Source organism: Mesorhizobium sp. LNJC405B00, assembly GCF_000502615.1.
Taxonomy (GTDB): Bacteria; Pseudomonadota; Alphaproteobacteria; order Rhizobiales; family Rhizobiaceae; genus Mesorhizobium.
In genome coordinates, this window is sequence record NZ_AYWC01000012.1 from 44,052 (window position 1) to 69,042 (window position 24,991).

Below are 24,991 nucleotides of genomic sequence, written 5' to 3' on the forward strand. Positions count from 1 at the left end.
ATCTGGCGCGGCTGGCAATTTTCCTCCCGCCTCGCTATCTCTGAGGGCGCGAGCGGCCGTTGCCGAACCTTTGCCGTCCCGGCAAAAACCTCTAAGCCTATCGTTCCGCCAGAATCGCCAACCTGAAGGCTCTCCATGCGCTGTCCCTATTGCCAGTCCGAAGATACGCAGGTGAAGGATTCGCGCCCCGCCGAGGATGGCGCGGCGATCCGCCGGCGGCGCGTCTGTCCCGATTGCGGTGGCCGTTTCACCACTTTCGAGCGCGTCCAGTTGCGCGACCTCGTGGTGGTGAAGAAGTCCGGCAGAAAGGTGCCGTTCGACCGCGACAAGCTCTTGCGTTCGGTGGAGATCGCGGTGCGCAAGCGCAATGTCGATCCCGAGCGCATCGACCGCGCCGTCACCGGCATCGTGCGCCAGCTCGAAAGCTCCGGCGAGACTGAAATCGCCTCGGGCGAGGTCGGCCGGCTCGTCATGGAAGCGCTGAAGTCGCTCGACGACGTCGCCTATGTCCGCTTCGCCTCGGTCTATCGCAATTTCCGTGAGGCCAAGGACTTCCATGACGTGCTGGGTGAGCTCAAAGGTGACGAACTCAAAGGCGACGAGCTGAAGAGCGAAGAGGACGCCGGCTGAGCATGGCAAGCCAAACGTCAGGGAAGGCCGATCAGCAGGCCCTCGATCGCCGCTTCATGGCCGCGGCGCTGAGGCTCTCGCGCAGAAATGCCGGCCGCACCTCGACCAACCCTTCCGTCGGCACCATAATCGTTCGCGACGATGGCGCCGGCCCGATGATCGTCGGCACAGGGGTCACCGCTGTTGGCGGCCGGCCGCATGCCGAGACCGAGGCGCTGACTGAAGCCGGCGAGTTGGCGCGCGGCGCCACCGCCTATGTCACGCTGGAGCCCTGCGCCCACCATGGCCGCACCCCGCCTTGCGCCAACGCGCTGGTCAATGCCGGAGTGGCGCGGGTCGTCGGCGCCGCCAGCGATCCCGATCCGCGCGTCTCCGGCAAAGGCTATGCCATCCTGCGCGCCGCCGGCATCGAAGTGGTCGAAAAGGTGCTGGTCGAGGAAGCCGCCGAGCAGATGGCCGGCTATTTGATTCGATCCATGAAAAAGCGTCCGGAAGTGACTCTGAAGCTTGCGCTTTCCAGCGACGGCAAGATCGGCAGGCATGGCGCCGGCCAGGTCGCGATCACCGGCGATATCGCCCGCCGCGAAGTCTATCTGATGCGCGCCGAAGCCGATGGCATACTGGTCGGCATCGGCACGGCGCTGGAGGATGATCCCGCGCTCACCGTGCGGCTGCCGGGGCTGGAGAACCGCTCGCCGGCGCGCATCGTGCTCGACCGCCAGATCAGGCTGCCCGAAGCCTCGAAGCTGGTCTCCGGCATCGACCGGGTGCCGCTCTATATCGCCGCGAGCCTGGAGGCTGATCCGCTACGGCGGTCGGTGCTGGAGCGTGCCGGCGTGCGCTTCATCGGCACCGAAACCCATGAAGGCGGCGTGGCCTTGCCGGAACTGCTCGAGGATCTCGGCGCGCTCGGCATGGCCAGCGTTCTGGTCGAAGGCGGCGCCAAGGTGGCCAGCGCCTTCCTCGCCGAAGGACTGATCGACCGCATCGTGCTGTTCCAGGGACCGGAAGCGATCGGCGAGGGCGGCATTGCATCGCCCATCGACGCCAACCATATCCCGGCAGGCTTCCGCAAATTGCGCGAGATGCGCTTCGGGGAAGACAGCTATGCCGAATGGGTGAGAGATATCTGAAATGTTCACTGGAATTGTCACCGATATCGGCACCGTCGCGGCCGTCAAGCCGCTGAGCGAAGGCGTCGGCCTGCGCATCGACACCGCCTATGACCCCGCGACGATCGCCATCGGTGCCTCGATCTCCTGCGGCGGCGTCTGCCTGACGGTGACGGCGCTGCCAGATGGCGGGTCCAACGCACGCTGGTTCGAGGTCGAAGCCTGGGAAGAGGCCCTCAGGCTGACCACGGCGTCGGGCTGGAAATCAGGCACCAAGGTCAATCTCGAGCGGGCACTGAAGATCGGCGACGAACTCGGCGGGCACATCGTGTCGGGCCATGTCGACGGCATGGCCGAAATCATCGAGCGCAAGGATGAAGGCGATGCCGTTCGCTTCACGCTGGAGGCGCGGCGCGAACTGGCAAAATTCATTGCCCCAAAAGGCTCCGTCGCACTCGACGGCACCTCGCTCACCGTCAACAAGGTCGAGGGCACCCGTTTCGACGTGCTTTTGATCCATCATTCGCTGACCGTGACCACTTGGGGCGAGCGCAAGGTCGGCGACAAGGTCAACCTGGAGATCGACACGATAGCCCGCTACGCCGCGCGCCTAGTCGAGGCGGCGAAAGAGGGGCTTTGATGGCCGCAAGACTCACAATCGAACAGAAAAAGCGGCTTACGCGCGAAGCAATGGCCGATGTAGACGCGGGTCGTTTAGTGGATCACGAAGCTGTTCTCGTCTGGGCTGAAAGCCTCTGCAGCGAGTGCCCGCTACCGACGCACAGCCCAAAGACGCGCTAGGCTACGCTTCGCCTCCAGCAATCTTCCGCTTGCGATCAAACCGGCTTCGGCCTAAGTCACCGGCTACCCCCGGAGACATTCATGGCAGGCACATCCCAACACGGCAAAGCGTTCATTCGCCCGAAGAAGAAGGCCCACCTTCTGATTATCGAGGCGCGCTTTCATGACGATCTTGCCGACGCGCTACTCGACGGCGCGACGAGCGCGCTCGACGAAGCCGGCGCGACCTACGACGTCGTCACCGTTCCCGGTTCGCTGGAAATTCCAGCAGTGATCACTTTTGCGCTCGACGGCATGGGCGAGGGCGGCAAGGACTATGATGGTTTTGTCGCGCTCGGCACCATCATTCGTGGCGACACTTATCATTTCGACATCGTCGCCAATGAATCGAGCCGCGCGCTGATGGATCTCTCGGTGCAGGAAGCGATTGCGATCGGCAACGGCATCCTGACCACCGAGAACGACGCGCAGGCCTGGACGCGCGCCAAGCGCTCGGAGGGCGACAAGGGCGGCTTTGCCGCGCGCGCGGCGCTGACCATGATCGCGCTCAAGGAGAAGCTGGGAGCGCAATCGTGAGCGAACCCGCTTCGCCCGGCCAGCCCGCGATACGCCACGCCAACAAGCGTGGCGCCGCCCGTCTGGCCGCCGTGCAGGCGCTTTACCAGATGGACGTGGCCGGCAGCGGCGTCTTCGAGATCACCGCCGAATACGAGGCGTTCCGGCTCGGCAAGGAAGTCGACGGCGCGCTTTATCGGGAGGCCGACGCGCAGTGGTTCCGCGCCATCCTGGCCGGCGTCGTCGAGAACCAGACGACCATCGATCCGATCATACGCCAGGCGCTGACGGAAGACTGGCCGCTGTCCAGACTCGATTCGACGTTGCGCGCCATCCTGCGCGCTGGCGTCTACGAACTGATGAAGCGCGACGACGTGCCGGTGGCCGTCATCGTTTCGGAATATGTCGACATCGCCAAGGCCTTCTACGAGGAAGACGAGCCGAAGCTGACCAACGCCGTGCTCGACCGTGTGTCGCGCCGGGTGCGGGGCGAGGGGCGCGGCAAGGACGCATTGTGACCGGCACCGTCGCCGGCGCAGCACGGGACGCGCGCCGCACGGCGATCATCCTGGCGACGTCGCAGGCGATTATCGGTTCGGCCGCGCCGATTGCCATTTCCATGGGCGGGCTGGCCGGGCAATATCTGCTTGGCCCCGATAAGTCGCTGGCAACGGCGCCAATCACCGGCTTCAACATCGGCGTGGCGCTCGGCGCGTTGCCGGCCGCGGCCATCATCCGTTGGCTCGGCCAGCGCGGCGGTTTCATGACCGGCACCATCGTCACCGCGCTTGGCGGCGTCATCTCCACGTTGGCTCTGTTCCACGCCAGCTTCTGGCTGTTCGCTTTCGCGCTGCTGGTGATCGGCGTCGGCGGCGCCTTCGTCCAGCAGTTCCGCTTCGCCGCCGCCGATAATGCTCCGCCCGAATTCAAGGCGCGCGCCATTTCCTTCGTGCTGGCCGGCGGCGTCATCACCGCGATTCTCGGGCCGCAGATCGTCATCTTCACCCGCGAATTGCTGGCGCCGGTGATGTTTGCCGGCTCGTTCGTGGCCATTCCGGTTCTGGCGGCGGCCGGCGCCATCATCCTGTCATTCCTGCGCATCCCGGCCAAGGCTCCCGGCCACGCGGAAGTCGCGTCAAGCGACGCCCGGCCGCTGTCCGAGATCGTCACCCGGCCGCGTTTCGTCGCGGCACTGTTTTGCGCCGTCGGCAGCTATGCGCTGATGAGTTTCGTCATGACCGGCGCGCCGCTGGCCATGGTCGGCTGCGGCCTGTCGACGGACGACGCCACGCTCGGCATTTCCTGGCATGTGATGGCGATGTTTGCGCCGAGCTTCTTCACCGGATCGCTGATCCATCGCTTCGGCGCCGAACGCATCGTCGCAACCGGCCTGGTCCTGCTCATCGGCTGCGCCGCGGTGGCATTGTCCGGCCTGCATTTGTGGCAGTTCTGGACGGCGCTGATCCTGCTTGGCCTCGGCTGGAATTTCGCCTTCATCGGCGCCACCTCCATGGTCGCCGACAGCTACCATCCGTCCGAAAAGAGCAAGGTGCAGGGCTTCCACGACTTCGTCCTGTTCGGCTCCGTCGCCTTCGCCTCGCTAATGTCGGGCGCCATCTACAATGCCTGGGGCTGGGAGATGCTGAACTGGCTGGTTTTCCCGGTCGTCGCCCTGTGTTTCGTCGCCCTTGGCGCGCTCAAACTGACCGGATCGCGCAAAGCCCGCGCCTGATCCGGTTCTATCTTTGGCTTGGCACGACCTGTCAGCATGGCGCCGACCGAATCGCGGCGACCGCACAAAATTATTGCGTCTGTACCCATTGTTATGAAACCGTGTGCCCCGACGGGGCGTTGAAGCCATGCTCATATGCGGCCACCGCATTTCGGTCCAAAGCAAGGGGTTTTCACAATGTTTTCAGTCAAGATTCTGGCCGGCGCGGCGTTGGCGCTCGGCATCACGGCCGCCTCCGCCAATGCCCAGGTGGTCGTCTCCTCGAAGATCGACACCGAGGGCGGCGTGCTCGGCAACATCATCCAGCTTGTGCTCAACGCCAACAACATCAAGACCACCGACCGCATCCAGCTCGGCGGCACGCCGGTGGTACGCAAGGCGATCACCGCCGGCGAGATCGACATCTATCCCGAGTACACCGGCAATGCCGCTTTCTTCTTCGAGAAGGCCGACGATCCGGTCTGGAAGGATGCCGCCAAGGCCTATGAGACCGCCAAGAAGCTCGACTATGACGCCAACAAGATCGTCTGGCTGTCGCCGTCACCGGCCAACAACACCTGGGCGATCGCGCTGCGCAAGGAGGTTGCCGAGACCAACAAGCTGGCGACCCTGACCGACTTCGGCAAATACGTCGCCGGCGGCGGCACGGTGGTTTTGGCGGCGTCGGCTGAGTTCGTCAATTCGGCGGCAGCCCTGCCGGCGTTCCAGACCACTTACGGCTTCACGCTGAAGCCGGAGCAGTTGATCACGCTTTCGGGCGGCGACACCGCCGCGACAATCGGTGCTGCCGCCAACCAGACCAACGGCGCCAACGCCGCCATGGTCTACGGCACCGACGGCGGCATCGCGCCGTCCGGCCTGGTCGTGCTCGCCGACGACAAGGGCGTGCAGCCGGTCTACCAGCCGGCGCCGATCATCCGCGAAGCGGTGCTGAAAGAGCATCCGGAGATCGAGACGCTGTTGAAGCCGGTGTTCGCCAAGCTCGACCTCGTCACGCTGCAGGAACTCAACGGCCGCGTCCAGGTCGGCGGCGAGCCGGTCAAGGGTGTCGCCGAGGACTTTTTGAAGAAGAACGGGTTTTTGAAGTAGTCAGCGCATAGCTGATCGTGACGCTGGTGCGAGACACCCCCCTCTGTCCTGCCGGACATCTCCCCCTCAAGGGGGGAGATTGGCAGCTGCTGCGCCGAGCCTCTTTTCCTGACGTTGGGAATTGGCGAAAGCGCTCGCGACATCTGATCTCCCCCCTTGAGGGGGAGATGGCCGGCAGGTCAGAGGGGGGTGCCTCGCGCAGACCTTTCCATCCTGCATCCTGCTCAGAGCATTCCGTTCCGCACGAGTGGGCCTCATGACCCCGCGTTTCGACAAGCTCGGCGTGGTCGTCGCCGCGATCGTTGCCTGTGCGACGTTCTTCGCCTCCTTCGCCACTTTCCGCGCCAACCGCATAGTGCCGGGCGAGGCGCGCTCGATCCTGGACGCGCTGCCGGCCGCAGTCGGGCCGCTGCTGCTGGCGATCGTCGTCCTGGCCGCAATTGTTGCCTTGCTGAAGACCCCGCTTGTCCTGCGCCTGGCCGCAAGCGTCGTGGCGCTCGCCGCCCTTGCCATCCTGATCGGTGTCGCCGGCACCTTCCTGGCGCCGGCCGGCAACACCTTCGCCCGCATCTCGCCGGCTTCCGGGTTCTGGCTGTTGATCTTTGCCTTCACATTGTTGCTCGCCGACGTGCTGACCAGGCTCAACCTGTCGCCACCTGCCCGCATCGGCGTGCTCGTCCTCGCGGCGCTGGCCATCGGCTCGTTGCTGATATCGGGGCAGTGGGACAGCCTGTCGATCCTCAAGGAATATGCAAACCGCGCCGATAGTTTCTGGGCCGAAGGCTCCAAGCACATCACGCTGGCGCTGGGTTCGCTGGCGGCGGCGGTGATCGTCGGCCTGCCGCTCGGCATCCTGTGCCACCGCGTCGAACGGCTGCGGGCCGGCGTGCTCAATGTGCTCAACATCGTCCAGACCATACCCTCGATCGCGCTGTTCGGCCTGCTGATCGCGCCGCTGGGCTGGGTCGCCGCGCATGTTCCGGGTGCCGCAGCGCTCGGTATCAGAGGCATCGGCACCGCGCCCGCCTTCGTGGCTTTGTTCCTCTATTCGCTGCTGCCGGTGGTGGCCAACACCGTGGTCGGGCTTGCCGGCGTACCCCGCGCGGCCAATGATGCAGCGCGCGGCATGGGCATGACCGATGGCCAGCGCCTGTTCGGCGTCGAGTTTCCGTTGGCCTTTCCGGTGATCCTCACCGGCATCCGCATCGTGCTGGTGCAGAACATCGGCCTGGCCACCATCGCCGCACTGATCGGCGGCGGCGGCTTTGGCGTCTTCGTCTTCCAGGGCGTCGGCCAGACCGCAATGGACCTGGTGCTGCTCGGCGCCGTGCCGACGGTGGCGCTGGCCTTCGCCGCGGCCATCATCCTCGACGCAGTGATCGAAATGACCGCCACCAGGCGCAGGGTTGAAACGGCATGATCGAGATCGAAGGCATTACCAAGCGCTATGACGCGACGACCGTGGTCGACGACGTGTCCATGGTCGTCGAGCCGCGTACGGTTTGCGTCATTGTCGGTACCTCCGGTTCCGGCAAGACGACGCTGCTGCGAATGATCAACCGGCTGGTCGAGCCGACCGCCGGCGTCATCAAGCTCGACGGCAACGACAACCGCACGCTGCCCGGCTACGAGCTGCGCCGCAGCATCGGCTACGCTATCCAGGGCCACGGCCTGTTCCCGCACCGCACCGTTGCGCAGAACATCGCCACCGTGCCGGTCCTGCTGGGCTGGGACAAGGACCGCATCAAGGCCCGCGTCGATGAGTTGATGACACTCTACCAGCTCGACCCCGAGGCCTATGGCCCGCGCTACCCGCACGAACTGTCCGGCGGGCAACAGCAGCGTGTCGGCGTCGCCCGCGCGCTCGCCGCCGAGCCCAATGTGCTTCTGATGGACGAGCCGTTCGGCGCACTCGACCCGATCATCCGCACCAAGGCGCAGGAGGACCTGCTGGCAATCCAGAAGCGCTTCGGTACCACCATCATCCTCGTCACCCACGACATGGAGGAGGCGGTCCACATGGGCGACAAGATCGCCGTCATGGATGCCGGAAAGCTGGTGCAATACGCCAAGCCGGAAGAGATCCTGGCGCGGCCGGCGAACGCCTTCGTCGAAACCCTGGTCGGCGCCAGCGAAAAGCCGTTCCGGCTCTTGTCGCTCGGCCGCGTGCGCGAGGCCGTGGAAAAGGGGTCTGCCGAAGGCGAGGCGATCCCAGGCGACGCCAGCCAGCGCGACGCGCTGGCCGAGCTTCTGTGGTCGGGCCGGCCCGCGCTGCCGGTCAAGGGCGAAGACGGCAAGCCGCTCGGCCGCGTCACCGTCGACGGGCTGGTGAAGCGCGCGGCGAGGCCGGCATGAAAGGGGCCGGTCTAAAAGCCTGGCTGCCTTCGCTGCTCAGGCTTGCACTGGTGGTGCTTCTCATAGCCTTCGTCACCAATCCCGGCTGGTTCGAGCCGCTGTTGAAGCCGCTGACCGAAAACAATGCGCCGGCGATCTACAATCAGGGCAGCCTGCTGACGCTGACCCTGCTGCATCTCAGGACCGTGCTGATCGCTACCGTCGCCGCAACCATCGTTGCCGTGGCGCTTGCCATCCTGGTGACCAGGCCGGCGGGCGCCGAATTCCTGCCGCTGTCGCGCAGCTTGGTGAACATCGGCCAGACCTTTCCGCCGGTGGCGGTGCTGGCGCTGGCGGTGCCCGCCGTCGGTTTCGGCGAGAAGCCGACGCTGATTGCGCTGTTTCTCTACGGCCTGCTGCCGATCTTCGAGAACGCGCTGACCGGCCTCACGACACTGCCCGGCAACATCATGGAGGCCGCGCGCGGCGCCGGCATGACGGGCTGGCAAAGGCTGATCAAGGTCGAATTGCCGCTGAGCGCGCCGATCATTCTGGGCGGCATAAGGCTGTCGGTGGTGATCAGCCTGGCCACGGCGACGATCGGTTCGACGGTTGCCGCCAAGACGCTGGGCGAGGTGATCATCGCCGGCCTGCTGTCCAACAATCTCGCCTTCGTCCTGCAAGGCGGCCTGATCGTCGCGGCGCTGGCGGTGCTGATCTATGACGGACTGTCCGCCATCGAGCGCTATACGGCGCGCAAGATGGGGCAGGAGACTGGCGACTGACCTTCGCTGGACTGCGGGCAAAGCATTGACTGACGCGGCGTCATTTCAATCGATCTAATAGCAGGGCATCGGCAATGGGAATGTTGTGGCCTAAACCTTTTGGCTGAAAGCGGGGCAAAAACCGAACAATATCTTGACGTTCCGAGCCGTGTTTCGCATACACCGCTGCGAAGGACGGATTCCGCCTAGGCTTATCCGCTCCCCGCACCAACGGCCCAGGGAGGGGTTCTTTTGGGCCATCAATCGAGGAAAATTCGGCAATGACCATCATTTCTGCCGTCATCGCCTGCGGCTTGCTTTCAATCCTTTACGCCATCTGGGCGACACGATCGGTTCTTGCAGCCGATCAGGGCAATGCACGCATGCAGGAAATCTCCGCCGCCATCCGCGAAGGCGCGCAGGCCTATCTGGCGCGCCAGTACACCACCATCGCCATCGTCGGCGTGGTCGTGCTCGTGCTCGCCTGGTGGCTGCTTTCGATCACCGCCGCAGTCGGCTTCCTGATCGGCGCCGTGCTTTCGGGCGCCGCCGGTTTCATCGGCATGCACGTCTCGGTGCGCGCCAATGTGCGCACCGCGCAGGCGGCGTCCAACAGCCTCGCCGCCGGTCTCGACATCGCCTTCAAGTCGGGCGCCATCACCGGTATGCTGGTGGCTGGCCTGGCGCTGCTCGGCGTGTCGATTTACTACTATATCCTGACCGGCCCGATGGGCCTGCAGCCCAATGACCGCATCGTCATCGATGCGCTGGTTTCGCTCGGCTTCGGCGCTTCGCTGATCTCGATCTTCGCCCGTCTGGGCGGCGGCATCTTCACCAAGGGCGCCGACGTCGGCGGCGATCTCGTGGGCAAGGTCGAAGCCGGTATTCCCGAAGACGATCCGCGCAACCCGGCCACCATCGCCGACAATGTCGGCGATAATGTCGGTGATTGCGCCGGCATGGCCGCCGACCTCTTCGAGACCTATGCGGTGACCGTCGTTGCCACCATGGTGCTGGCTGCCATCTTCTTCGGCGGAACCGCCGCTCTGGGTGCGGCGATGCTCTATCCGCTCGCCATCTGCGGCGCCTGTATCCTGACCTCGATCGTCGGCACCTTCTTCGTCAAGCTCGGTTCCAACGGCTCGATCATGGGCGCCCTCTACAAAGGCCTGATCGTCACCGGCCTGCTGTCGATCGTCGGTCTCGGTGTCGCTACCTCGGCAACCGTCGGCTGGGGCGAGGTCGGCACCGTCGCCGGCATGACCATCATCGGCAAGAACCTGTTCATCTGCGGCCTGATCGGTCTCGTTGTGACCGGTCTCATCGTGGTGATCACCGAATACTATACCGGCACCAACAAGCGCCCGGTGAACTCCATCGCCCAGGCCTCGGTGACCGGTCACGGCACCAACGTCATCCAGGGACTTGCGGTGTCGCTCGAATCGACCGCACTGCCGGCAATCGTCATCGTCGGCGGCATCATCTCGACCTACCAGCTCGCCGGCCTGTTCGGCACGGCGATCGCGGTCACCACCATGCTCGGCCTTGCCGGCATGATCGTCGCCCTCGACGCCTTCGGCCCGGTCACCGACAATGCCGGCGGCATTGCCGAAATGGCCGGCCTGCCCAAGGAAGTGCGCCACTCCACCGACGCGCTCGACGCGGTCGGCAACACCACCAAGGCGGTGACCAAGGGCTATGCCATCGGTTCGGCCGGCCTCGGCGCGCTGGTGCTGTTTGCGGCCTATTCGAACGATTTGAAGTTCTTTGCCGCCAATGGCGACAAATATCCGTACTTCCAGGGCATGGGCGATGTCTCCTTCGACCTCTCCAATCCCTACGTCGTAGCCGGCCTGATCTTCGGCGGTCTGATCCCGTATCTGTTCGGCGGCATCGCCATGACGGCCGTCGGCCGTGCGGCCGGCGCCATCGTCGAGGAAGTGCGCAAGCAGTTCCGCGAGGATCCGGGCATCATGGCCGGCACCTCCAAGCCGAACTATGCCCGGGCCGTCGACCTTCTGACCAAGGCGGCGATCCGGGAAATGATCATCCCCTCGCTGCTGCCGGTGCTGGCGCCGCTCGTCGTCTATTTCGGCGTGCAGCTGATCTCGGGCTCCAAGGCGTCCGCCTTTGCGGCACTCGGCGCCTCGTTGCTCGGCGTCATCGTCAACGGCCTGTTCGTCGCCATCTCGATGACTTCGGGCGGCGGCGCCTGGGACAATGCCAAGAAGTCGTTCGAGGACGGTTTTGTCGACAAGGACGGCGTCAAGCACCTCAAGGGCTCCGAAGCGCACAAGGCTTCGGTCACCGGCGACACGGTTGGCGATCCCTACAAGGACACCGCCGGCCCGGCGGTCAACCCGGCAATCAAGATCACCAACATCGTGGCGCTTCTGCTGCTGGCCGTGCTCGCGCACGGCTAAGGCAACGCCACTGCTTCAGGAACAAACCCGCGGGAGCGATCCCGCGGGTTTTTTGTTTGAGATTCACGCTGGGGTCTGTTCAAACTTCACCCGGCTCGCTGCCGGCATCGCCACGCTTGCTGTAGCGATCGAGCAATTCGCTCACGCCGGGCTCGCGCTCAGGCATCGGCGCCAGGCCACGCAGGCGCCGCAGCTTGGCAAGGAAGGCGCCTCGCTTATACTTGCGGCGGAAGGCGCGGGCGCGGGGATGGATGCCAAGAGCCGCCATCAGCCTGCGCCTGAGATAACTCGATGCCGCCAGGCGAATGGGTTCGCCCGCGCAGCCAAGGATTTTCACGCGCAAGGCGTCCGGCGTCTGCATGGCGTCCAGAAGATCCTTCTGTTCCTGCGCATTGTCGCCGAGATAGGAACCCTTGCGTATGCCGGAATGCAGCTTGATCACCGTGAGGTGCGGCATCGTCGCGATCACCGCGCCTTTTCGCCATGCCCGAAACAGCCAGTCCTGCGAGCTTTCGCAAAAGCACTGGCTGGCGGGTCGCCAAGGTCCGAGCAGGCTGAACGAAGCGCGGCGAAACATGTGTGCCGAGCCAAATCCTTCCGTCGTTACCGGATCGTAAAAACCGTCCTTGCCCGACCCGAAGATCGAATTGACGAGATCGCCTGCCGCCGATGGCGGCCCAATGACGGCGCCGCGCGCCAGCACCACGTCGGCGCCTGTGGCGTCGATCCAGCCGGTCGTCGCCGCCAAATGGTCGGGAAACCACAGATCGTCGTGGTTGAGCAAGGCGACGAAGCGGCCACGCGCCCTGGCAAAGCCGATATTGTTGGGACCGGACTGTTCGCCGAAATTGACGGGAAGATCGATGTAGACGATGCGGGCATCGTCAAATTCAGCGACAACGGCCGCCGTATCCGGCCTGCAATCGTCCCCGATGACCAAGGCTTCCCAGTCTTGCAACGTCTGGCGCATGACGCTGGTCAATGCCTGCCGCAGCGCTGCCGGCCGGTTGTGCGTCGCGATCACGATCGAGACCAGCGGTTCGCCGCCGGCCTGGTCGCGCTGCGCCGATGCTTCCACGCTACACCAGTCTGTAGGGAATGTGGTCGGTGTCTGGCGGCAGGCGCCAATGGTCGGGCTGATCGTAGGCATAGGCCTTGTCGACGAGATTGAGCAGCACCGCCGTCTCCGCTCCGAGCGAGACAACACCATGCCATATGCCGGGCGGAATGATGACGACCGCCGGGCGCAGCGGGCCGATAATCTTGTGCCAGACGGCGCCGAAGGTCGGCGAGGCCTTGCGTCCGTCAAACAGCGAAATGCGAACGCTGCCGACGCAGCAGAACAGCCGGTCGGTCGTCACCGCATGGGCATGCCAGCCCGTCACCGCGCCGGGATACAAGGTGCGTTGGAAGACCTGGCCGACCGGCTCCGAATCGAGCTCCCACTCCTCGCGAAAGATCTCGGTCAGATAGCCGGTGGAGGTTGCGACCGGCCTGATCTCCTTGACCCTCACGCCATCGATCGTCACCTGCTCGATGGGCATCCAGTCAGGCGTGACCACTTGGCTGTCAGCCGTTCCGGTCGCCATCCAGCCTGTCGGTTTTGTCCGGGTTTTTTCCGGCACGGATGCTCCTCCCAATTCAGCGTGATGCGCCATTGGCCAGCACGGTCTGATACGAATTTGACCGGTCGCTGGCAAGTACGCGTCAAGGTTTGCTGATGGGTTTCGATCTCACGGCACTTGATGTTTTGATGCAATCGGAGGGCCGCATTGCCCAAAACATCGTTCCGTTCTGCCCAAGCCCGGACCGTTCGCCTGCTTTAATACCCCGGCCATGGCCAGGACATTGCGATCGACGCGGTGTCTGCTCGCCCTCGCGGCGATTTCGGGCAGGGAAAGGCATTTCGGCAGGAAAAGACATGGACATGTTTTTGATGACGGCTTCGCTTGCGCTGGCTGGAATTATTGCCGGCATCTACGTCTCGGGCCTAATCCATGATTTTCGCATCGATGATCTTACCGCCGGCCAGTACATGGCCATGCATCAGATGCGCGACCGGACGTTTACCCGCGTGATGCCGTTCGTCAGGATGACGACGCTGGTGCTGATCGCGGCGATGGCGATGTTTGCGGTCGATGCCGGCCTGCCGCGCATCCTGACCATCGTCGCCGCGGCGCTGGTGGTGCTCGACATTGGCTTCACCGTCAGCCGTCAGGTGCCGCTCAACAAACAGGTGCAGAGCTGGACGCCGGTGACCATCCCCGATGATTGGGCGCAGACGCGCGACAGCTGGGCGGCCAACCACAATTTGCGCCTTGTGCTTGGACTGGCCGAATACGCCTGCCTGTTTGCCGCGGTCATCCTGACGCTCAGCCGGTGATTCAGTTTTTACGGAACGCCGCGGCATGGGTCGGCACTTCTGCCGGCCGCCGCCGTTGAAAACAGGAGTATTGCCATGCTGCATCACGCTTCATTCAACGCCCGCGATCCGCAGGCCGTCGCCAGCGTCCTTGCCGAAATGCTTGTCGCCACCGCGGTTCGTGCGCCGTCGCCGCCATTTCCTGAGGGCGCATGGTTTGTCTGCCTCGGCGACGATTTCGGCTCGCTGATCGAAATCCTGCCGTGCGGCACGGTTCTGGACCAGCAAGCGCCGCTCGGCATCGGCTTCGACCCGAACATGCGCCTGCGCTCCGGCTCGCATGTGCTGCTCAGCACGCCCAATTCGACCGAAACCATCCAGGGCATTGCCGCCCGCATGGGCTGGCATAGCGGGCTGATCGATGCCCGCCTGTTCAAGGTGCTCAAGGTCTGGGTCGAGGACGAAACCCTGGTCGAATTCCTGACGCCCGAGATCGCACCGCTGTACCGCGCGACATTCGCCTGGGGCGGCATGGCGACACTCGACGCCAAGCTGCGCGAGCTGGAGAGCCAGATGGCGGCAGCGCTTGCCGCCAAGACCGCAAACCAGTCGGGCCGCAAGGATGAGCAAATGGCCGATACGATGTGATGAGAGCTCCTAGACGGCCGCCGAGGTCAACCGTCGCCGGTGTTGTCGCCGGCTTCCGCCTTCAGCCAGTTGATGAACGATCTGGCAGGCTCCCAGGCGGAGATGGACGGGTGGACGACGACGTAGTGGTTCCAGTTCGTCGGTATGTCCGTCGTCAGGAGGCGGACGAGCCTGCCGGTGCGCAAATCGCTCTCGACCAGCGACTTCCTCGCGATGGCGACGCCCAGACCGCTCGCCGCCGCTTCGACCGCCAACAAGGTGCCATTCAGATTCATGCCGTCGCCAACCGTATCCAGCGGCAGATTGTTTCTCTCGAACCAGTGGCGCCAATTGGCGCCACTCTCGTCATTTTCGGCCGTCGTGTCGAGGATGCGGAACAGTCGCAGCACATCGTGCTGGTCTCTGACCGGGCCGTTGGCGGCGAGATAGTCGGGACTGACGACAGGAAAGATCGCATCTGCCATCAGCCATTCGGTCTCGACGGCCGGATAGTGTCCGCCGCCGAAGCGCAATGCGATGTCGACTGTTCGCTGCGAAAGGTCGACGACTGCAAGATCCGCATTGATGTCGATCTCTGTTTCGGGATGCTTTTTGCGAAACCTGTGCAGACGCGGGGCCAGCCAGCGCACGGCATGCGAAGGAATGGCGGTGACCCTCAGCCTCGTGCGCTCGTTGCGCGCGACACTCGCGATCGTGCTCTGGATTTCCAGCAGTGCGCGTCGCACGCCCGCGGACAATCTTTCGCCTTCAAGCGTGAGTTCGACGCGGCGGACATGGCGGGTGAACAGAAGCACGCCGAGATCGGCTTCGAGATCGGCGATGCGGTGGCTGAGCGCGCTTGGCGTAACATTCAGCTCATCGCCGGCGCGCTTGAAGCTGCCCAGCCGGGCAATGACCTCGAAAGCACGAATGGATTCCAGTTGTGGAAGCCGTCTTGTCATTTGCCGTTACCCGATCCCGCCATGGGTTCCTTAGGCATGAATGAACAAAGCTCATCCATAGCTTCGTAAATAGTCTTTTGTCCAAGTGCGCAAATCATTGTAGCCATCCACTGCCCCCCGATTGCCGCCGTCGAATGAGAGGCCGTTCATGGAACGAGCCTCGACTACGAACGACAGTGAAATGAAGACAATCGCTTGGGAGTACCCCATGACTATTCGACCCCCCGAGTTTGCGCATGCGCGCTTTTCGACCCCCATGTGGCCGCGAGCGGAATGGCGAAACGTCTATTGCGATCTGTTGCGCCGGATGGTGACCGACATGGATTTTAACGTCACGGAGGAAAAGCTCTCCGTCGACGCGACCATCCTGCGGCTACCGGGCGTCGGCATCGCCGATTCGAGGACCACCGCCTTCCGCACCATCCGTTCCAGCGCCATGGCCAAGGGGACCGATGACTACATTTTCTTCATGTGTCTGGAGGGCGCTGCCACCTTCTCGCATCTCGGCCGCGAGGCCAGCATCGAGGCCGGCCAGGCAATCCTTCTGTCCTCCTCTGATCCGCATGTGATCGAACGGGCGATGTCGCATCATCTCTTCATCACCATCCCCAAGGCAGCGCTCGGGCCCATGGCTGCGAATGCGGATGCCGCCCTGATGACGCCGATGTCATGCGTGGGCGAAAAGTTCTTGCTGCTGACCAGCTATGTCCGTCTGCTGATGCAGGAGCCGAACCTGGCCGCATCCGAATTGCGCTGGCTTACCGCCAAGCACATACAGGACCTTGTCGCGGTCGTGGTTGGGGCAACGCAGGACGCCACCGAGGTCGCCGCAGGTCGCGGCATACGCGCCGCGCGGCTGCGCGCCATCAAAGCCGATATCGAAAGCAATCTGGCTTCCGGCGATGTCGGGTCCGACGCGCTGGCCGGGCGCCACCGCGTCAGCGCGCGCTATATCAGAAAGCTGTTCGAGGGTGAGGGTACCTCGCTGTCGCAGTTCGTGCTTGGCCGGCGGCTGGCGCTGGTTTGCAGCAAGCTATCCGACCTGCGCCTGGCACACCGCACCATCGGCGCCATCGCCTTCGACGCCGGCTTCGGCGATCTCTCGACCTTCAACCACGCCTTCCGCCGGCATTTCGGCATGACGCCTTCGGAAGCGCGGCAGAGTGCGGCTGTGCACCGCGCCTCGCTGGAGCCCGGCGGCCGAACAGGCCACGCGCGGCAAAGCGCGACGGGTGTTGCGGCCGCATAACCTCAAAACAAAAGCCCGCAGGATCGCTCCCGCGGGCTTTTGGTCGCCTGAGATGGTGTCGCTTCGGGGGAAGCAAAAATCTGAGGAAGGCGGTCGCTTCTTAGGCGCCGCCGCCAGGAATGGGGGGCGCCAGCTTGCTGGCGCCTTTGATGATCTGGCTGAGGAAGTTCTGGTCCTTGCCGCCGGTCGGCGTGGTGCGCGAGATGAAGTCGAAAATCTTGCCGTCCTTCAGACCGTAATTGGCAATCTGGGTGACGCGCCCGTCCTCGCCAAAATAGACCGCGAGCACTTTCTGGTCGACCAGGCGCGGCTTGTCGAAAGCGACATAGCGCTTGCGCGTCTGCGAAATGTAATAGAACGCCTCATTGTCGAAGGTGGCTTTCGTCGATGGCGTGCCGAGCGCCAGAAGCACCTGTTCGCGGCTGGAGCCCACCGGCACCGAATCGACCGCCTGCTGGTCGATAACATAGCCCTGCGTCAGCGTCTCGCTAGGGTTAAGGTCGCCGAACATCTTGGACGAATTGCAGCCCGACAGCGCGGAAGCCACCAGCACCAGCGAAACCGCGGCGGTGGCCCCAGGCAGAAAAGTCGACTTGAATTTCAGCGCGCGCAACAACAACTCCATTAGCTGGCCGCAACTTGCGCTGGGCGGCAAAACCGGTAAACCAGCTTGCTTGCCGATGCAACAAGGCCCATTCAAACAATCGGTCCCCAGGAGACCACCCTCAATGTTCCAGCGCCTTTTTGGCCGCGAACGCAACGCCAACCGCGCTATCACCGAGGCGCTTTACGCACAAATCGTGGCGGCGGCGCGGCAGACCGTGTTTTATTCCCACTGGAATGTGCCGGATACGCCGCTCGGCCGTTTCGAGATGCTGTCGCTGCATATGTTCCTGTTTCAGCACCGGCTGCGCGGCGAAGAGGGCGTCGCGCATGAGGTCGCGCAGGTGCTGATCGACGAGTTCTTTCTCGATGTGGAGCATTCGCTGCGGGAACTGGGCGTTGGCGATGTCGGCGTGCCCAAGCGCATGAAGAGGCTGGCCAAAATGTTCTACGGCCGTACCGCCGCCTATGACGACGCGCTGGAACGCAGCGATCGCGACGCGCTTGCTGCCGCCCTGGCGCGCAATGTCAGACCCGATGCCGGCGCCTGGCCGCAAGCCTTGCCGCTGGCGTCCTATGTAATCGATGCCGCAAGGCAGCTTGAAGCACAGCCGTCCGAATCGATCGTTTCCGGTGCCGTGGCGTTTCCCGTCGCGAAAGCGGAGTGAGGAGGGGAGACCAAGATGAAACATGTGGACACGCCTAGCCCGGTCTCATTCGCGGCCAATGTCGGCCGCCTGCCGCACAAAGGTTTGCAGGTGGTGATCGACGCCGACGCCGCGCAGCGCGCAACGCTTGCGCGCGAGCACGAGCTGCTTTCTGTCGAAAACTACCGTGCTGAGCTTTTGGTGGCGCCGTGGAAGCGCAATGGCGTCAAGGTCAGCGGCCGCGTCGAGGCTGATATCACCCAGGCCTGCATCGTCACCCTTGAGCCGGTCGCGGCCCATATCGACGAAGAGGTCGAGGCGCTGTTCCTGCCCGAACAATCCAAACTCGGACGGCAAGGTTTCGAAGGCGGCGGCGAGATCCTGCTCGACGCCGACGGGCCAGACGGCCCGGAAACATTCTCCGGCGACACGATCGACGTCGGCGCGCTCGCCGAACAGTTCTTCGGGCTGGCGATCGATCCTTATCCGCGCAAGGCAGGCGCCTCGCTCGATGCCGCCGGCCCGAACGAGTCCGTCGAGAATGAATTCCAGCAAAAGCTGCGATCCTTGCTTGGAAAATCCTAAAACACAAAGCGATCGGAGAAAAGCCGGTTGTGCGGCAGCCCAAAACCGCTATTTTCGCCGAACCTTCGCGAGCCCCCGAATTTCGCGAGTTTAGTATTTCTTTCGCGGGCCATGTGCCCTGGCCCAAGCTAGTGAGATAAAGACCGCGTGATCAGGATTTCCATCGATGCCATGGGTGGCGATCACGGGCCAAACGTGGTCATCCCGGCACTCATGACGGTCGCCGTCAGGCGTCCCGACATCCGCTTCGTCATCTATGGGCGCGAGGAATTGGTGCGCCCCGAACTCGCCAAATTCCCCAAACTGGCCGAGGTCAGCGAGTTCCACCATTGCGAAGTCGCGGTCAGGATGGACGACAAGCCGAGCCAGGCGCTGCGCCACGGCCGCTGGAAGTCGTCGATGTGGAAGGCTGTCGAAGCAGTCAAGAGTGGCAGCGCGCAGGCCTGCATTTCGGCCGGCAATACCGGCGCGCTGATGGCGATGTCGAAATTCTGCCTGCGCACGATGGCGACCATCGACCGTCCGGCGATCGCGGCGATCTGGCCCACGATGCGCGGCGAGAGCGTGGTGCTGGATGTCGGCGCCACCATCGGCGCCGATGCGCACCAGCTGATCGACTTTGCCATTCTCGGCACCGGCATGGCGCGCTCGGTGTTCGGCATCGACCGGCCGAAAGTCGGCCTGCTCAATGTCGGCGTCGAGGAGATCAAGGGACAGGAAGAGGTCAAGGAAGCCGGGCGCATGCTGCGCGAGGCCAACATGGCCTCCATGAATTATCACGGCTTCGTCGAGGGTGACGACATCGGTAAGGGCACGGTCGACGTGGTCGTCACCGAGGGCTTCGCCGGCAACATCGCGCTCAAGACGGCAGAAGGCACTGTGCGCCAGATCTCAGGCTATCTGCGCGCCGCGATGAACCGCACGCTGATGGCCAGGATCGGCTATGTCTTCGCCAAGGGCGCTTTTGACCGCCTGCGCGAAAAGCTCGATCCGGGCCGCTCCAATGGCGGTGTTTTCCTGGGTCTGAACGGCATCGTGGTAAAGAGCCATGGCGGCGCCGATTCGGACGGTTTCGCGGCGGCCATCGAGCTTGGCTACGACATGGTGCGCAACAATCTGATCGACCGCATCGAGGCCGATCTCGACCTGTTCCATGCGCGCAACCCGCATGCCCAGGCAAACAGGAAATCCGACGCCACCGTCGACGAAAAGGAATAGGAAAGAGCTTTGATCAGATCAGTCGTGCGCGGCACCGGTGCTGCGCTGCCCCGCCGCATCATGAAGAATGCCGATTTCGAAGGCATGGTCGAGACCTCGGACGAGTGGATCGCCCAGCGCACCGGCATCCGCCAGCGTCATATCTCCGCCGATGACGAGACGACGGCGTCGCTGGGCGAGGCGGCGGCGCGCGCAGCGCTCGACAATGCTGGTCTTACGCCTGCCGACATCGACCTGATCGTGCTGGCGACCTCGACACCCAACAACACCTTTCCGGCGACCGCCGTCGAGATCCAGAACCGGCTCGGCATGCATCACGGCTTTGCCTTCGACCTGCAGGCGGTGTGCTCGGGCTTCGTCTATGCGGTGACCACCGCCGACCTCTACATCAGAGGCGGCCTCGCCAAGCGCGTGCTGGTGATCGGCGCGGAGACCTTTTCCCGCATCCTCGACTGGAGCGACCGCTCGACCTGCGTCTTGTTCGGCGACGGCGCCGGCGCGCTGGTGCTGGAAGCGGATGAGGGCACCGGCGGCATTGCCGACCGTGGCGTGCTGGCGATGAGCCTGCGCTCCGACGGCGCCCACAAGGACAAGCTTTTCGTCGATGGCGGTCCCTCGACCACCGGCACGGTCGGCCATCTCAGGATGGAAGGCCGCGAAGTGTTCAAGCACGCCGTCGGCATGATCACCGATGTCATCGAGGCGACGTTTTCGCAGGCCGGCATAACCGCCGACGACCTAGACTGGTTCGTGCCGCATCAGGCCAATAAACGCATTATTGACGCTTCGGCCAAGAAGCTCGGGATTGCTGAGCAAAAGGTGGTGGTCACCGTCGATTTGCACGGTAACACCTCGGCTGCTTCCGTGCCGCTGGCGCTTTCGGTGGCCGTCGCCGACGGTCGCATCAAGAAGGGTGATCTCGTGCTCCTGGAAGCGATGGGCGGAGGCTTCACCTGGGGCGCGGTTCTCGTTCGCTGGTAAGTGCCGAACGGTCCGGTTTCGGTCCTTGACCTTGCCGGATCAATTACTTAGGCTCTGCCTTTACCTGTATCGATTTATGTTTTTTGAACTGATGGGACGGTCGCATGGGGGGAAAGACACTTACGCGCGCCGACCTTGCCGAAGCTGTTTACCGTAAGGTCGGCTTGTCACGCACTGAATCGGCAGAACTCGTCGAAGCGGTGCTGGACGAAATCTGCGAAGCCATCGTACGCGGCGAGACGGTGAAGCTGTCGTCCTTCGCCACCTTCCACGTCCGTTCCAAGAACGAACGCATCGGCCGCAATCCCAAGACCGGCGAGGAAGTGCCGATCCTGCCGCGCCGGGTGATGACCTTCAAGTCGTCGAACGTGCTGAAAAGCCGTATCCTGCGCTCGCACCAGAACAGCAAGGCCAAGGGCGGCAAATAGGTTCTGCCGCAGGCTTCGGTTGAAAACGCCGGGCCGTTTTGACGCCGGGCTTGAATATTGTTTCATAAACCGCTGAAATGATACCCGATTCGGTAGACTGGGCCGGATCGCCGTCCAGCGAGAGGATTTCGCCCATGGACAAGAGCCCCGACGCTTTCCGCACCATCAGCGAGGTCGCGGAGGATCTCGATCTGCCGCAGCACGTGCTGCGCTTCTGGGAAACCCGTTTCAACCAGATCAAGCCGATGAAGCGCGGCGGCGGCCGCCGCTACTACCGGCCACAGGATGTCGAACTGATCAAGGGCATCCGCCACATGCTCTACGACCAGGGTTACACGATCAAGGGCGTGCAGAAACTGCTGCGCGAGAACGGCAACCATTTCCTGGTCGCCATCGGCAATGGCGACATGGCTGCCGTCGAAGCGATCTCGCAGCGCAGGCAGGCCGATCAGGTGCCGCTGACGCCAGCCGCCCAGCCGCGCGGCATGGATGACGAGATGCTGGTCGGTCAGCCCAAGGTAAAACCCAGCCGCCGCTTTTTCGGCCTGGGCAAGACCGAGGAGGAAGGTCCGGTCCAGCCCGGCGCATCGAAACTGTCGCGCGACAACCGGGCCTTGCTGCAGGAGGCGCTGTTTGACCTCCTGGAGTGCAAGCGCCTGCTCGACCAGGTGCGCTAACCTTTCCGCTGCCCTCGGGCAAGCAGACCGGAACCGGTTCTGCGGCCATGCGTTTGGCCTTCTCTCAAAAGAAGGAAAAACAATCATGGCATCGCTTTCGACCCTCTCCGATCTCGATCTCGAAAAGCAGGTCGCGACCCTTTCCAAAGAGCTCGCCGCGTTGCGCAAAGTCGTGGCCAAACGCGGCGGTGCTTACTACGAGGACGGGCGCGATGCCGCTTCGGACTATTATGGGCAGCTTGCCGACCTTGTCAGCGATGCGCTGCCGGCGATCAGGAAGCAGGGCAGGGCGATCGAAAAGACGGCGCGCGATCGTCCGGCAACAGCCGCTGCTGTTGGGTTGGTCGTGGTCGGCCTTCTCGCCAGCTTGTTGCTCAGCCGGCGCTAAAACAATTCACGAAAACAAAAAGAAAATGGCGGCCGTCCCGCGGACGACCGCCATTTCCCTGATCTGCGGCCGATTACTTGGCGAGCTTGATCTTGGCCTGCGGCGAAACCTGCGCGGTCTGGCTGCACTTGCCATAGACAGTGCCATTCTTGTCCGTGGCGTCGGTATAGGTGCCTTTGCACTCGATCGAGAGCACCAGGCAATGACCGGAGCCCTTGCAAACCGCGCCGCCGTCGCCCGTGGGATGCGTGCCGTTGGCGAAAGCCGAGGTCGGAACGGAAGCCGAACCGAAGGCCGAGACGATGAGGGCCGCGGCGAGCGTGATGCGCTTGAAGTTGGTCATTTGAGCATTTCCTTCTCTGGATCGAGGATCGCCACCATGGCGTCCTTCTGTGTTGGGATCGCCTTCTCGGCGTCCATGCCGGTTAGTGCGGCCTCCAAAGCAAAGGTTCATGCGTGGTTCGAATTTTCTTCGCGTTTTTTCGCGACGTCGATTTTTAGCCTTCGCCAACGGACGGCGCCTGGCGGGGCCGGCATCGATCATGCATTTTCGCGTGAAGGCCGCTGAGGTAGCGGCGCGGCATCCCATGCGAAGGTCACACCGTGGCGTGCCCAAATGGCCGGCCAAGACCTAGTCCGCGCCCGGCTCTTGTCAGGTAGCGGCAGCAGTCATTGCCGCCACTTGGCACCGCGCTTTCTGCCACTCCCGGCTGCGACTATAACGCCAGTCCAAAGGTACCGGCGGAGGAGACGGGCGTGGTCGCAAATTACATCGACGAGTTCATCATGTTCTGCGCTGGGCTGTGGATGACAGGCGTTGGTTTTGGGCTGCTCCAAAGTCCTTTTCAGGCCCAGAAAGGTCAGCAGCCATGGTGGCTGCAGGTCGCGAAGCATTTCAAATGGATGGGACCGCTTTTGATTTTGATCGCAATAGTGCTCGCGTTCGCGGCGCCGTCCTAGCGGGTTCCGACAGCATTGAGAGACCCGTGGTGTCCTGCAACTGGCAACCGCTGTGTTGTCGGCCTTGCGCCTGATACGTTCGTTGGGGTGCGCTGTGGTTGCTCGCGTTCTGGCGCATCGGCGCCATCGAATCCTGCCTTCAGCTTTTCCACGTGTCGCCTGGCAAAAACCAACGGGAAGGCGGCCTTGGCGAGGACTCCAGGGCCAGCCTTCCCGTTGGGCAAGTCGGCCGTGTCAGGCCTTCTTGGCCTCCACCTTCTTGTGGTGGTGGTGGTGGTGGTGATGGTGATGGTGATGGCGGTGATGCTTGTTGTGATGATGATGATGGTGGTGATGCTTCTTGTGCAGCGGTGCTGCGTCGGCGCTGCTGGCGCCGATGAGCGGCAGAGAGACAGCCAGGGCAAAAGCCAGCCCGAGAGCCGACAGGAGGGACTTCTTCATGACTTCGTTTCCTTTTCTGCGCGGGCTGAATTTGGCCGTCACCGAGCAAGATCGGTGCCGGTGAACCCCGCAGTCATGACTATCGCCTCCGAACTTTTCGACAGTTTTTCCGGACTGTAGAATTTTGTTTCTGGATTGTGTCTGGCGGCTTCGTCGGCAACTTACATCGGCGGAATGACGCCGTTTGTGCCGACAACGACCCGGCCCGCGGTCAGCTTGCCGTCACTGCCGCGCTCGGCGTTGACGAACACCACAGCGCCAGGCTTGAGGTCGGCGGGCGTCGCCGGCGCGAAGGTCACCACCGGCGTCGTCCGCGGGATCGCGATCTGCTTTTTCTGGCCATTGTCGTAGGTCAGCGTCACCGTGCGACCTGCAATCTCGGTGACATCGGCGACCGTGCCGTTGGTCATCCGGCTGTTGGGCTCGAGATCCCACGGGCGGTCGCCTTCGCCGGCGCCCTTCAGCGCGGCCGGGAAGATCACCACCTCGAGCGCGCCGCTGCCGCCATCGGCCTTCGAAACAGAGGCAATGCCGAGGAAATCGCCTTGCTTGATATCCCCGGCATCCGCCTTGGCGACGCCGGAAATCTTCCACCCTTCAGCCAGCGCGATGGCGTCGGTAGCGCCTTCGCGGGTCTTCACCGTCAGCGTCGCTCCGGCAAAGGCGGTCACCGTGCCGCGAATGCGCACGGCCTCGGCGGCTTGCGCCGCGACCATGCTCGCGCCAGCGAGGCCTGAAATCGTGGCGAGCACGATGGCTGATGTCTTGAATGTCATGGATCTGATCCTCTTGGGAAAAGCTGGCCCGATGCGGCTGCCAGCAACATCAGGTTAACGCGCGAGCGGCGCAAAACCGCTGAACGCTTCGGCGTGCGGCCCTTCAAAAGAACTTGATTGGGAGATTGGGGCGGAGATCCTATATGTGCCCTGGCGCCTGCGGTTTTGACGCCGGTTCACGATGCTGTGACGGTCGGTTTGGGCCTTGGCAAATCGCCGTCAAGCGGGCATTGTCCCGGCTCTCAGGCAACACCCTATCATTTGATCCAAAACTCTTTAGCCCCATGGAGTTGCCAATGCCCCAAACTGCAAAACACGAACCCTTCTCCAGGCTGGCGGCCGATGTTGCGGCCGACGTTGCGCTCGAGCACCCCGGCCTCAAAGCCATCCGGGAGACAAAGGGATACAGTATTGAAGAGCTTTCCCTGACCTGCGGTCTGTCGACCAGCGAGATTGCCGACATAGAGAGCGGCAAGGACACCGATCCGACGAAACTTCGCCGGATCGCCGCAGCATTGCAATTGCCGGAAACGGCCCTGATCGATGCCCCGGCGCCCACGGCGCCTGTGGAAAACCGGTCCGTTTCATAAACAACGGCCAAGCGTCGTTCAACAAGCCCGCCATGGTTTGCCCTGGCGGGCTTGTTG

At 63.4% G+C, this 24,991-nt stretch carries 31 protein-coding genes; 23 read left to right on the forward strand and 8 right to left on the reverse strand.

Annotated elements, in window-relative coordinates; all coding sequences use genetic code 11:
• Window positions 1-135: 135 nt before the first annotated feature.
• From nrdR to X756_RS144245, 10 genes are all read left to right on the forward strand, one after another.
• Entirely contained in the window at window positions 136-630 is a 495-nt protein-coding gene (gene nrdR / locus X756_RS144290) for a transcriptional regulator NrdR (RefSeq protein ID WP_023669351.1), read from the forward strand.
• Between the two features lie 2 nt (window positions 631-632).
• Complete coding sequence (gene ribD / locus X756_RS144285) at window positions 633-1,763, forward strand: bifunctional diaminohydroxyphosphoribosylaminopyrimidine deaminase/5-amino-6-(5-phosphoribosylamino)uracil reductase RibD (protein WP_023730853.1); 1,131 nt, start codon at window positions 633-635, stop codon at window positions 1,761-1,763.
• A 1-nt stretch (window position 1,764) separates the two neighbouring features.
• Complete coding sequence (locus tag X756_RS144280) at window positions 1,765-2,382, forward strand: riboflavin synthase (protein WP_023730854.1); 618 nt, start codon at window positions 1,765-1,767, stop codon at window positions 2,380-2,382.
• A gap of 242 nt (window positions 2,383-2,624) precedes the next feature.
• Window positions 2,625-3,119 carry a 6,7-dimethyl-8-ribityllumazine synthase gene (ribH, locus tag X756_RS144275; RefSeq protein WP_023693260.1) on the forward strand — a complete coding sequence of 165 codons (495 nt, stop codon included), beginning with the start codon at window positions 2,625-2,627 and terminating at the stop codon, window positions 3,117-3,119.
• Window positions 3,116-3,616, forward strand: a complete 501-nt coding sequence (gene nusB / locus X756_RS144270) for a transcription antitermination factor NusB (RefSeq protein WP_023682390.1) — start codon at window positions 3,116-3,118, stop codon at window positions 3,614-3,616. The genes ribH and nusB overlap by 4 nt, the downstream gene beginning before the upstream one ends.
• Window positions 3,613-4,830: an MFS transporter gene (locus X756_RS144265; protein WP_023689506.1), complete on the forward strand. Its 1,218-nt coding sequence runs from the start codon at window positions 3,613-3,615 to the stop codon at window positions 4,828-4,830. Before nusB ends, X756_RS144265 begins: the two co-directional genes overlap by 4 nt.
• 177 nt (window positions 4,831-5,007) lie before the next feature.
• Window positions 5,008-5,919, forward strand: a complete 912-nt coding sequence (locus X756_RS144260) for an ABC transporter substrate-binding protein (protein WP_023689505.1) — start codon at window positions 5,008-5,010, stop codon at window positions 5,917-5,919.
• A gap of 256 nt (window positions 5,920-6,175) precedes the next feature.
• Window positions 6,176-7,339 carry an ABC transporter permease gene (locus tag X756_RS144255; RefSeq protein ID WP_023730855.1) on the forward strand — a complete coding sequence of 388 codons (1,164 nt, stop codon included), beginning with the start codon at window positions 6,176-6,178 and terminating at the stop codon, window positions 7,337-7,339.
• Complete coding sequence (locus X756_RS144250; protein WP_023705068.1) at window positions 7,336-8,274, forward strand: ABC transporter ATP-binding protein; 939 nt, start codon at window positions 7,336-7,338, stop codon at window positions 8,272-8,274. Before X756_RS144255 ends, X756_RS144250 begins: the two co-directional genes overlap by 4 nt.
• Window positions 8,271-9,038 (forward strand): ABC transporter permease, encoded by a 768-nt coding sequence (locus X756_RS144245; RefSeq protein ID WP_023693265.1) that lies wholly within the window; start codon window positions 8,271-8,273, stop codon window positions 9,036-9,038. Before X756_RS144250 ends, X756_RS144245 begins: the two co-directional genes overlap by 4 nt.
• 40 nt (window positions 9,039-9,078) lie before the next feature.
• Here the strand turns inward: X756_RS144245 and X756_RS1000000169630 are convergent, their stop codons facing one another.
• Window positions 9,079-9,309, reverse strand: a complete 231-nt coding sequence (locus tag X756_RS1000000169630) for a hypothetical protein (RefSeq protein WP_156933970.1) — start codon at window positions 9,307-9,309, stop codon at window positions 9,079-9,081.
• Between X756_RS1000000169630 and X756_RS144240 the strand changes: the two genes are divergently transcribed.
• Complete coding sequence (locus X756_RS144240) at window positions 9,299-11,440, forward strand: sodium-translocating pyrophosphatase (RefSeq protein ID WP_023689501.1); 2,142 nt, start codon at window positions 9,299-9,301, stop codon at window positions 11,438-11,440. The genes X756_RS1000000169630 and X756_RS144240 overlap by 11 nt on opposite strands.
• Before the next feature lie 79 nt (window positions 11,441-11,519).
• Here the strand turns inward: X756_RS144240 and X756_RS144235 are convergent, their stop codons facing one another.
• The gene (locus tag X756_RS144235; RefSeq protein WP_023730856.1) at window positions 11,520-12,518 is read right to left on the reverse strand and encodes a glycosyltransferase family 2 protein; all 999 of its coding nucleotides are present in this window, start codon (window positions 12,516-12,518) and stop codon (window positions 11,520-11,522) included.
• Window position 12,519: 1 nt separating this feature from the next.
• The gene (locus X756_RS144230; protein WP_245264036.1) at window positions 12,520-13,065 is read right to left on the reverse strand and encodes a dTDP-4-dehydrorhamnose 3,5-epimerase family protein; all 546 of its coding nucleotides are present in this window, start codon (window positions 13,063-13,065) and stop codon (window positions 12,520-12,522) included.
• Between the two features lie 296 nt (window positions 13,066-13,361).
• Here X756_RS144230 and X756_RS144225 point away from each other — a divergent pair, with 296 nt between their 5' ends.
• Window positions 13,362-13,823, forward strand: coding sequence for a DUF1772 domain-containing protein (locus tag X756_RS144225; RefSeq protein ID WP_023730857.1), 462 nt, complete (start codon window positions 13,362-13,364; stop codon window positions 13,821-13,823).
• Window positions 13,824-13,898: 75 nt separating this feature from the next.
• On the forward strand, window positions 13,899-14,450 hold the full coding sequence (locus tag X756_RS144220) for a hypothetical protein (protein WP_023730858.1): 552 nt from the start codon (window positions 13,899-13,901) through the stop codon (window positions 14,448-14,450).
• 26 nt (window positions 14,451-14,476) lie between these two features.
• On the opposite strand, the gene X756_RS144215 is transcribed toward X756_RS144220, so the two are convergent.
• Window positions 14,477-15,391 (reverse strand): LysR substrate-binding domain-containing protein, encoded by a 915-nt coding sequence (locus X756_RS144215; RefSeq protein ID WP_023730859.1) that lies wholly within the window; start codon window positions 15,389-15,391, stop codon window positions 14,477-14,479.
• Window positions 15,392-15,599: 208 nt separating this feature from the next.
• Here X756_RS144215 and X756_RS144210 point away from each other — a divergent pair, with 208 nt between their 5' ends.
• Complete coding sequence (locus X756_RS144210; RefSeq protein ID WP_198020057.1) at window positions 15,600-16,640, forward strand: helix-turn-helix domain-containing protein; 1,041 nt, start codon at window positions 15,600-15,602, stop codon at window positions 16,638-16,640.
• Window positions 16,641-16,740: 100 nt separating this feature from the next.
• On the opposite strand, the gene X756_RS144205 is transcribed toward X756_RS144210, so the two are convergent.
• Window positions 16,741-17,253, reverse strand: coding sequence for an outer membrane protein assembly factor BamE (locus X756_RS144205; protein WP_023669368.1), 513 nt, complete (start codon window positions 17,251-17,253; stop codon window positions 16,741-16,743).
• A gap of 115 nt (window positions 17,254-17,368) precedes the next feature.
• Between X756_RS144205 and X756_RS144200 the strand changes: the two genes are divergently transcribed.
• The 7 genes from X756_RS144200 (at window position 17,369) to X756_RS144170 (ending at window position 22,167) form a co-directional block, all read left to right on the forward strand.
• Window positions 17,369-17,911: a ubiquinol-cytochrome C chaperone family protein gene (locus X756_RS144200; protein WP_023669369.1), complete on the forward strand. Its 543-nt coding sequence runs from the start codon at window positions 17,369-17,371 to the stop codon at window positions 17,909-17,911.
• Window positions 17,912-17,926: 15 nt separating this feature from the next.
• The gene (locus X756_RS144195; RefSeq protein ID WP_023730861.1) at window positions 17,927-18,475 is read left to right on the forward strand and encodes a DUF177 domain-containing protein; all 549 of its coding nucleotides are present in this window, start codon (window positions 17,927-17,929) and stop codon (window positions 18,473-18,475) included.
• Window positions 18,476-18,622: 147 nt separating this feature from the next.
• Window positions 18,623-19,693, forward strand: a complete 1,071-nt coding sequence (plsX, locus tag X756_RS144190; RefSeq protein ID WP_023669372.1) for a phosphate acyltransferase PlsX — start codon at window positions 18,623-18,625, stop codon at window positions 19,691-19,693.
• A gap of 9 nt (window positions 19,694-19,702) precedes the next feature.
• A complete protein-coding gene (locus X756_RS144185; protein WP_023669373.1) occupies window positions 19,703-20,674 on the forward strand; it encodes a beta-ketoacyl-ACP synthase III in 972 nt (323 codons plus the stop codon).
• A gap of 104 nt (window positions 20,675-20,778) precedes the next feature.
• Window positions 20,779-21,102 (forward strand): integration host factor subunit alpha, encoded by a 324-nt coding sequence (locus X756_RS144180; protein ID WP_006201891.1) that lies wholly within the window; start codon window positions 20,779-20,781, stop codon window positions 21,100-21,102.
• A gap of 134 nt (window positions 21,103-21,236) precedes the next feature.
• Window positions 21,237-21,779, forward strand: coding sequence for a MerR family transcriptional regulator (locus X756_RS144175; protein WP_023669374.1), 543 nt, complete (start codon window positions 21,237-21,239; stop codon window positions 21,777-21,779).
• Window positions 21,780-21,864: 85 nt separating this feature from the next.
• Window positions 21,865-22,167, forward strand: a complete 303-nt coding sequence (locus tag X756_RS144170; protein WP_023705060.1) for a hypothetical protein — start codon at window positions 21,865-21,867, stop codon at window positions 22,165-22,167.
• A 73-nt stretch (window positions 22,168-22,240) separates the two neighbouring features.
• Here the strand turns inward: X756_RS144170 and X756_RS144165 are convergent, their stop codons facing one another.
• On the reverse strand, window positions 22,241-22,510 hold the full coding sequence (locus tag X756_RS144165; protein WP_023669376.1) for a hypothetical protein: 270 nt from the start codon (window positions 22,508-22,510) through the stop codon (window positions 22,241-22,243).
• Window positions 22,511-22,923: 413 nt separating this feature from the next.
• Here X756_RS144165 and X756_RS144160 point away from each other — a divergent pair, with 413 nt between their 5' ends.
• Window positions 22,924-23,127, forward strand: coding sequence for a hypothetical protein (locus tag X756_RS144160; RefSeq protein ID WP_023669377.1), 204 nt, complete (start codon window positions 22,924-22,926; stop codon window positions 23,125-23,127).
• 234 nt (window positions 23,128-23,361) lie between these two features.
• On the opposite strand, the gene X756_RS1000000167940 is transcribed toward X756_RS144160, so the two are convergent.
• Both X756_RS1000000167940 and X756_RS144150 read right to left on the reverse strand, forming a co-directional pair.
• Window positions 23,362-23,568, reverse strand: coding sequence for a hypothetical protein (locus X756_RS1000000167940; RefSeq protein ID WP_084559020.1), 207 nt, complete (start codon window positions 23,566-23,568; stop codon window positions 23,362-23,364).
• A gap of 161 nt (window positions 23,569-23,729) precedes the next feature.
• On the reverse strand, window positions 23,730-24,344 hold the full coding sequence (locus X756_RS144150; protein WP_023730863.1) for a hypothetical protein: 615 nt from the start codon (window positions 24,342-24,344) through the stop codon (window positions 23,730-23,732).
• 143 nt (window positions 24,345-24,487) lie between these two features.
• Here X756_RS144150 and X756_RS144145 point away from each other — a divergent pair, with 143 nt between their 5' ends.
• Window positions 24,488-24,934 (forward strand): helix-turn-helix transcriptional regulator, encoded by a 447-nt coding sequence (locus X756_RS144145; RefSeq protein ID WP_245262868.1) that lies wholly within the window; start codon window positions 24,488-24,490, stop codon window positions 24,932-24,934.
• Window positions 24,935-24,991: the final 57 nt, after the last annotated feature.

Coding starts and splice junctions, on each gene's coding strand:
- X756_RS144240 (WP_023689501.1), top strand. CDS start 9,299: ATGACCATCATTTCTGCCGTCATCGCCTGCGGCTTGCTTTCAATCCTT.
- X756_RS144175 (WP_023669374.1), top strand. CDS start 21,237: ATGGACAAGAGCCCCGACGCTTTCCGCACCATCAGCGAGGTCGCGGAG.
- X756_RS144280 (WP_023730854.1), top strand. CDS start 1,765: ATGTTCACTGGAATTGTCACCGATATCGGCACCGTCGCGGCCGTCAAG.
- X756_RS1000000167940 (WP_084559020.1), bottom strand. CDS start 23,568: ATGAAGAAGTCCCTCCTGTCGGCTCTCGGGCTGGCTTTTGCCCTGGCT.
- ribH (WP_023693260.1), top strand. CDS start 2,625: ATGGCAGGCACATCCCAACACGGCAAAGCGTTCATTCGCCCGAAGAAG.
- X756_RS144260 (WP_023689505.1), top strand. CDS start 5,008: ATGTTTTCAGTCAAGATTCTGGCCGGCGCGGCGTTGGCGCTCGGCATC.
- nrdR (WP_023669351.1), top strand. CDS start 136: ATGCGCTGTCCCTATTGCCAGTCCGAAGATACGCAGGTGAAGGATTCG.
- X756_RS144220 (WP_023730858.1), top strand. CDS start 13,899: ATGCTGCATCACGCTTCATTCAACGCCCGCGATCCGCAGGCCGTCGCC.
- X756_RS144180 (WP_006201891.1), top strand. CDS start 20,779: ATGGGGGGAAAGACACTTACGCGCGCCGACCTTGCCGAAGCTGTTTAC.
- X756_RS144150 (WP_023730863.1), bottom strand. CDS start 24,344: ATGACATTCAAGACATCAGCCATCGTGCTCGCCACGATTTCAGGCCTC.
- X756_RS144170 (WP_023705060.1), top strand. CDS start 21,865: ATGGCATCGCTTTCGACCCTCTCCGATCTCGATCTCGAAAAGCAGGTC.
- X756_RS144250 (WP_023705068.1), top strand. CDS start 7,336: ATGATCGAGATCGAAGGCATTACCAAGCGCTATGACGCGACGACCGTG.
- X756_RS144225 (WP_023730857.1), top strand. CDS start 13,362: ATGGACATGTTTTTGATGACGGCTTCGCTTGCGCTGGCTGGAATTATT.
- X756_RS144255 (WP_023730855.1), top strand. CDS start 6,176: ATGACCCCGCGTTTCGACAAGCTCGGCGTGGTCGTCGCCGCGATCGTT.
- X756_RS1000000169630 (WP_156933970.1), bottom strand. CDS start 9,309: ATGATGGTCATTGCCGAATTTTCCTCGATTGATGGCCCAAAAGAACCC.
- X756_RS144210 (WP_198020057.1), top strand. CDS start 15,600: ATGACTATTCGACCCCCCGAGTTTGCGCATGCGCGCTTTTCGACCCCC.
- X756_RS144200 (WP_023669369.1), top strand. CDS start 17,369: ATGTTCCAGCGCCTTTTTGGCCGCGAACGCAACGCCAACCGCGCTATC.
- X756_RS144145 (WP_245262868.1), top strand. CDS start 24,488: ATGTGCCCTGGCGCCTGCGGTTTTGACGCCGGTTCACGATGCTGTGAC.
- ribD (WP_023730853.1), top strand. CDS start 633: ATGGCAAGCCAAACGTCAGGGAAGGCCGATCAGCAGGCCCTCGATCGC.
- X756_RS144165 (WP_023669376.1), bottom strand. CDS start 22,510: ATGACCAACTTCAAGCGCATCACGCTCGCCGCGGCCCTCATCGTCTCG.
- X756_RS144215 (WP_023730859.1), bottom strand. CDS start 15,391: ATGACAAGACGGCTTCCACAACTGGAATCCATTCGTGCTTTCGAGGTC.
- X756_RS144195 (WP_023730861.1), top strand. CDS start 17,927: ATGAAACATGTGGACACGCCTAGCCCGGTCTCATTCGCGGCCAATGTC.
- X756_RS144245 (WP_023693265.1), top strand. CDS start 8,271: ATGAAAGGGGCCGGTCTAAAAGCCTGGCTGCCTTCGCTGCTCAGGCTT.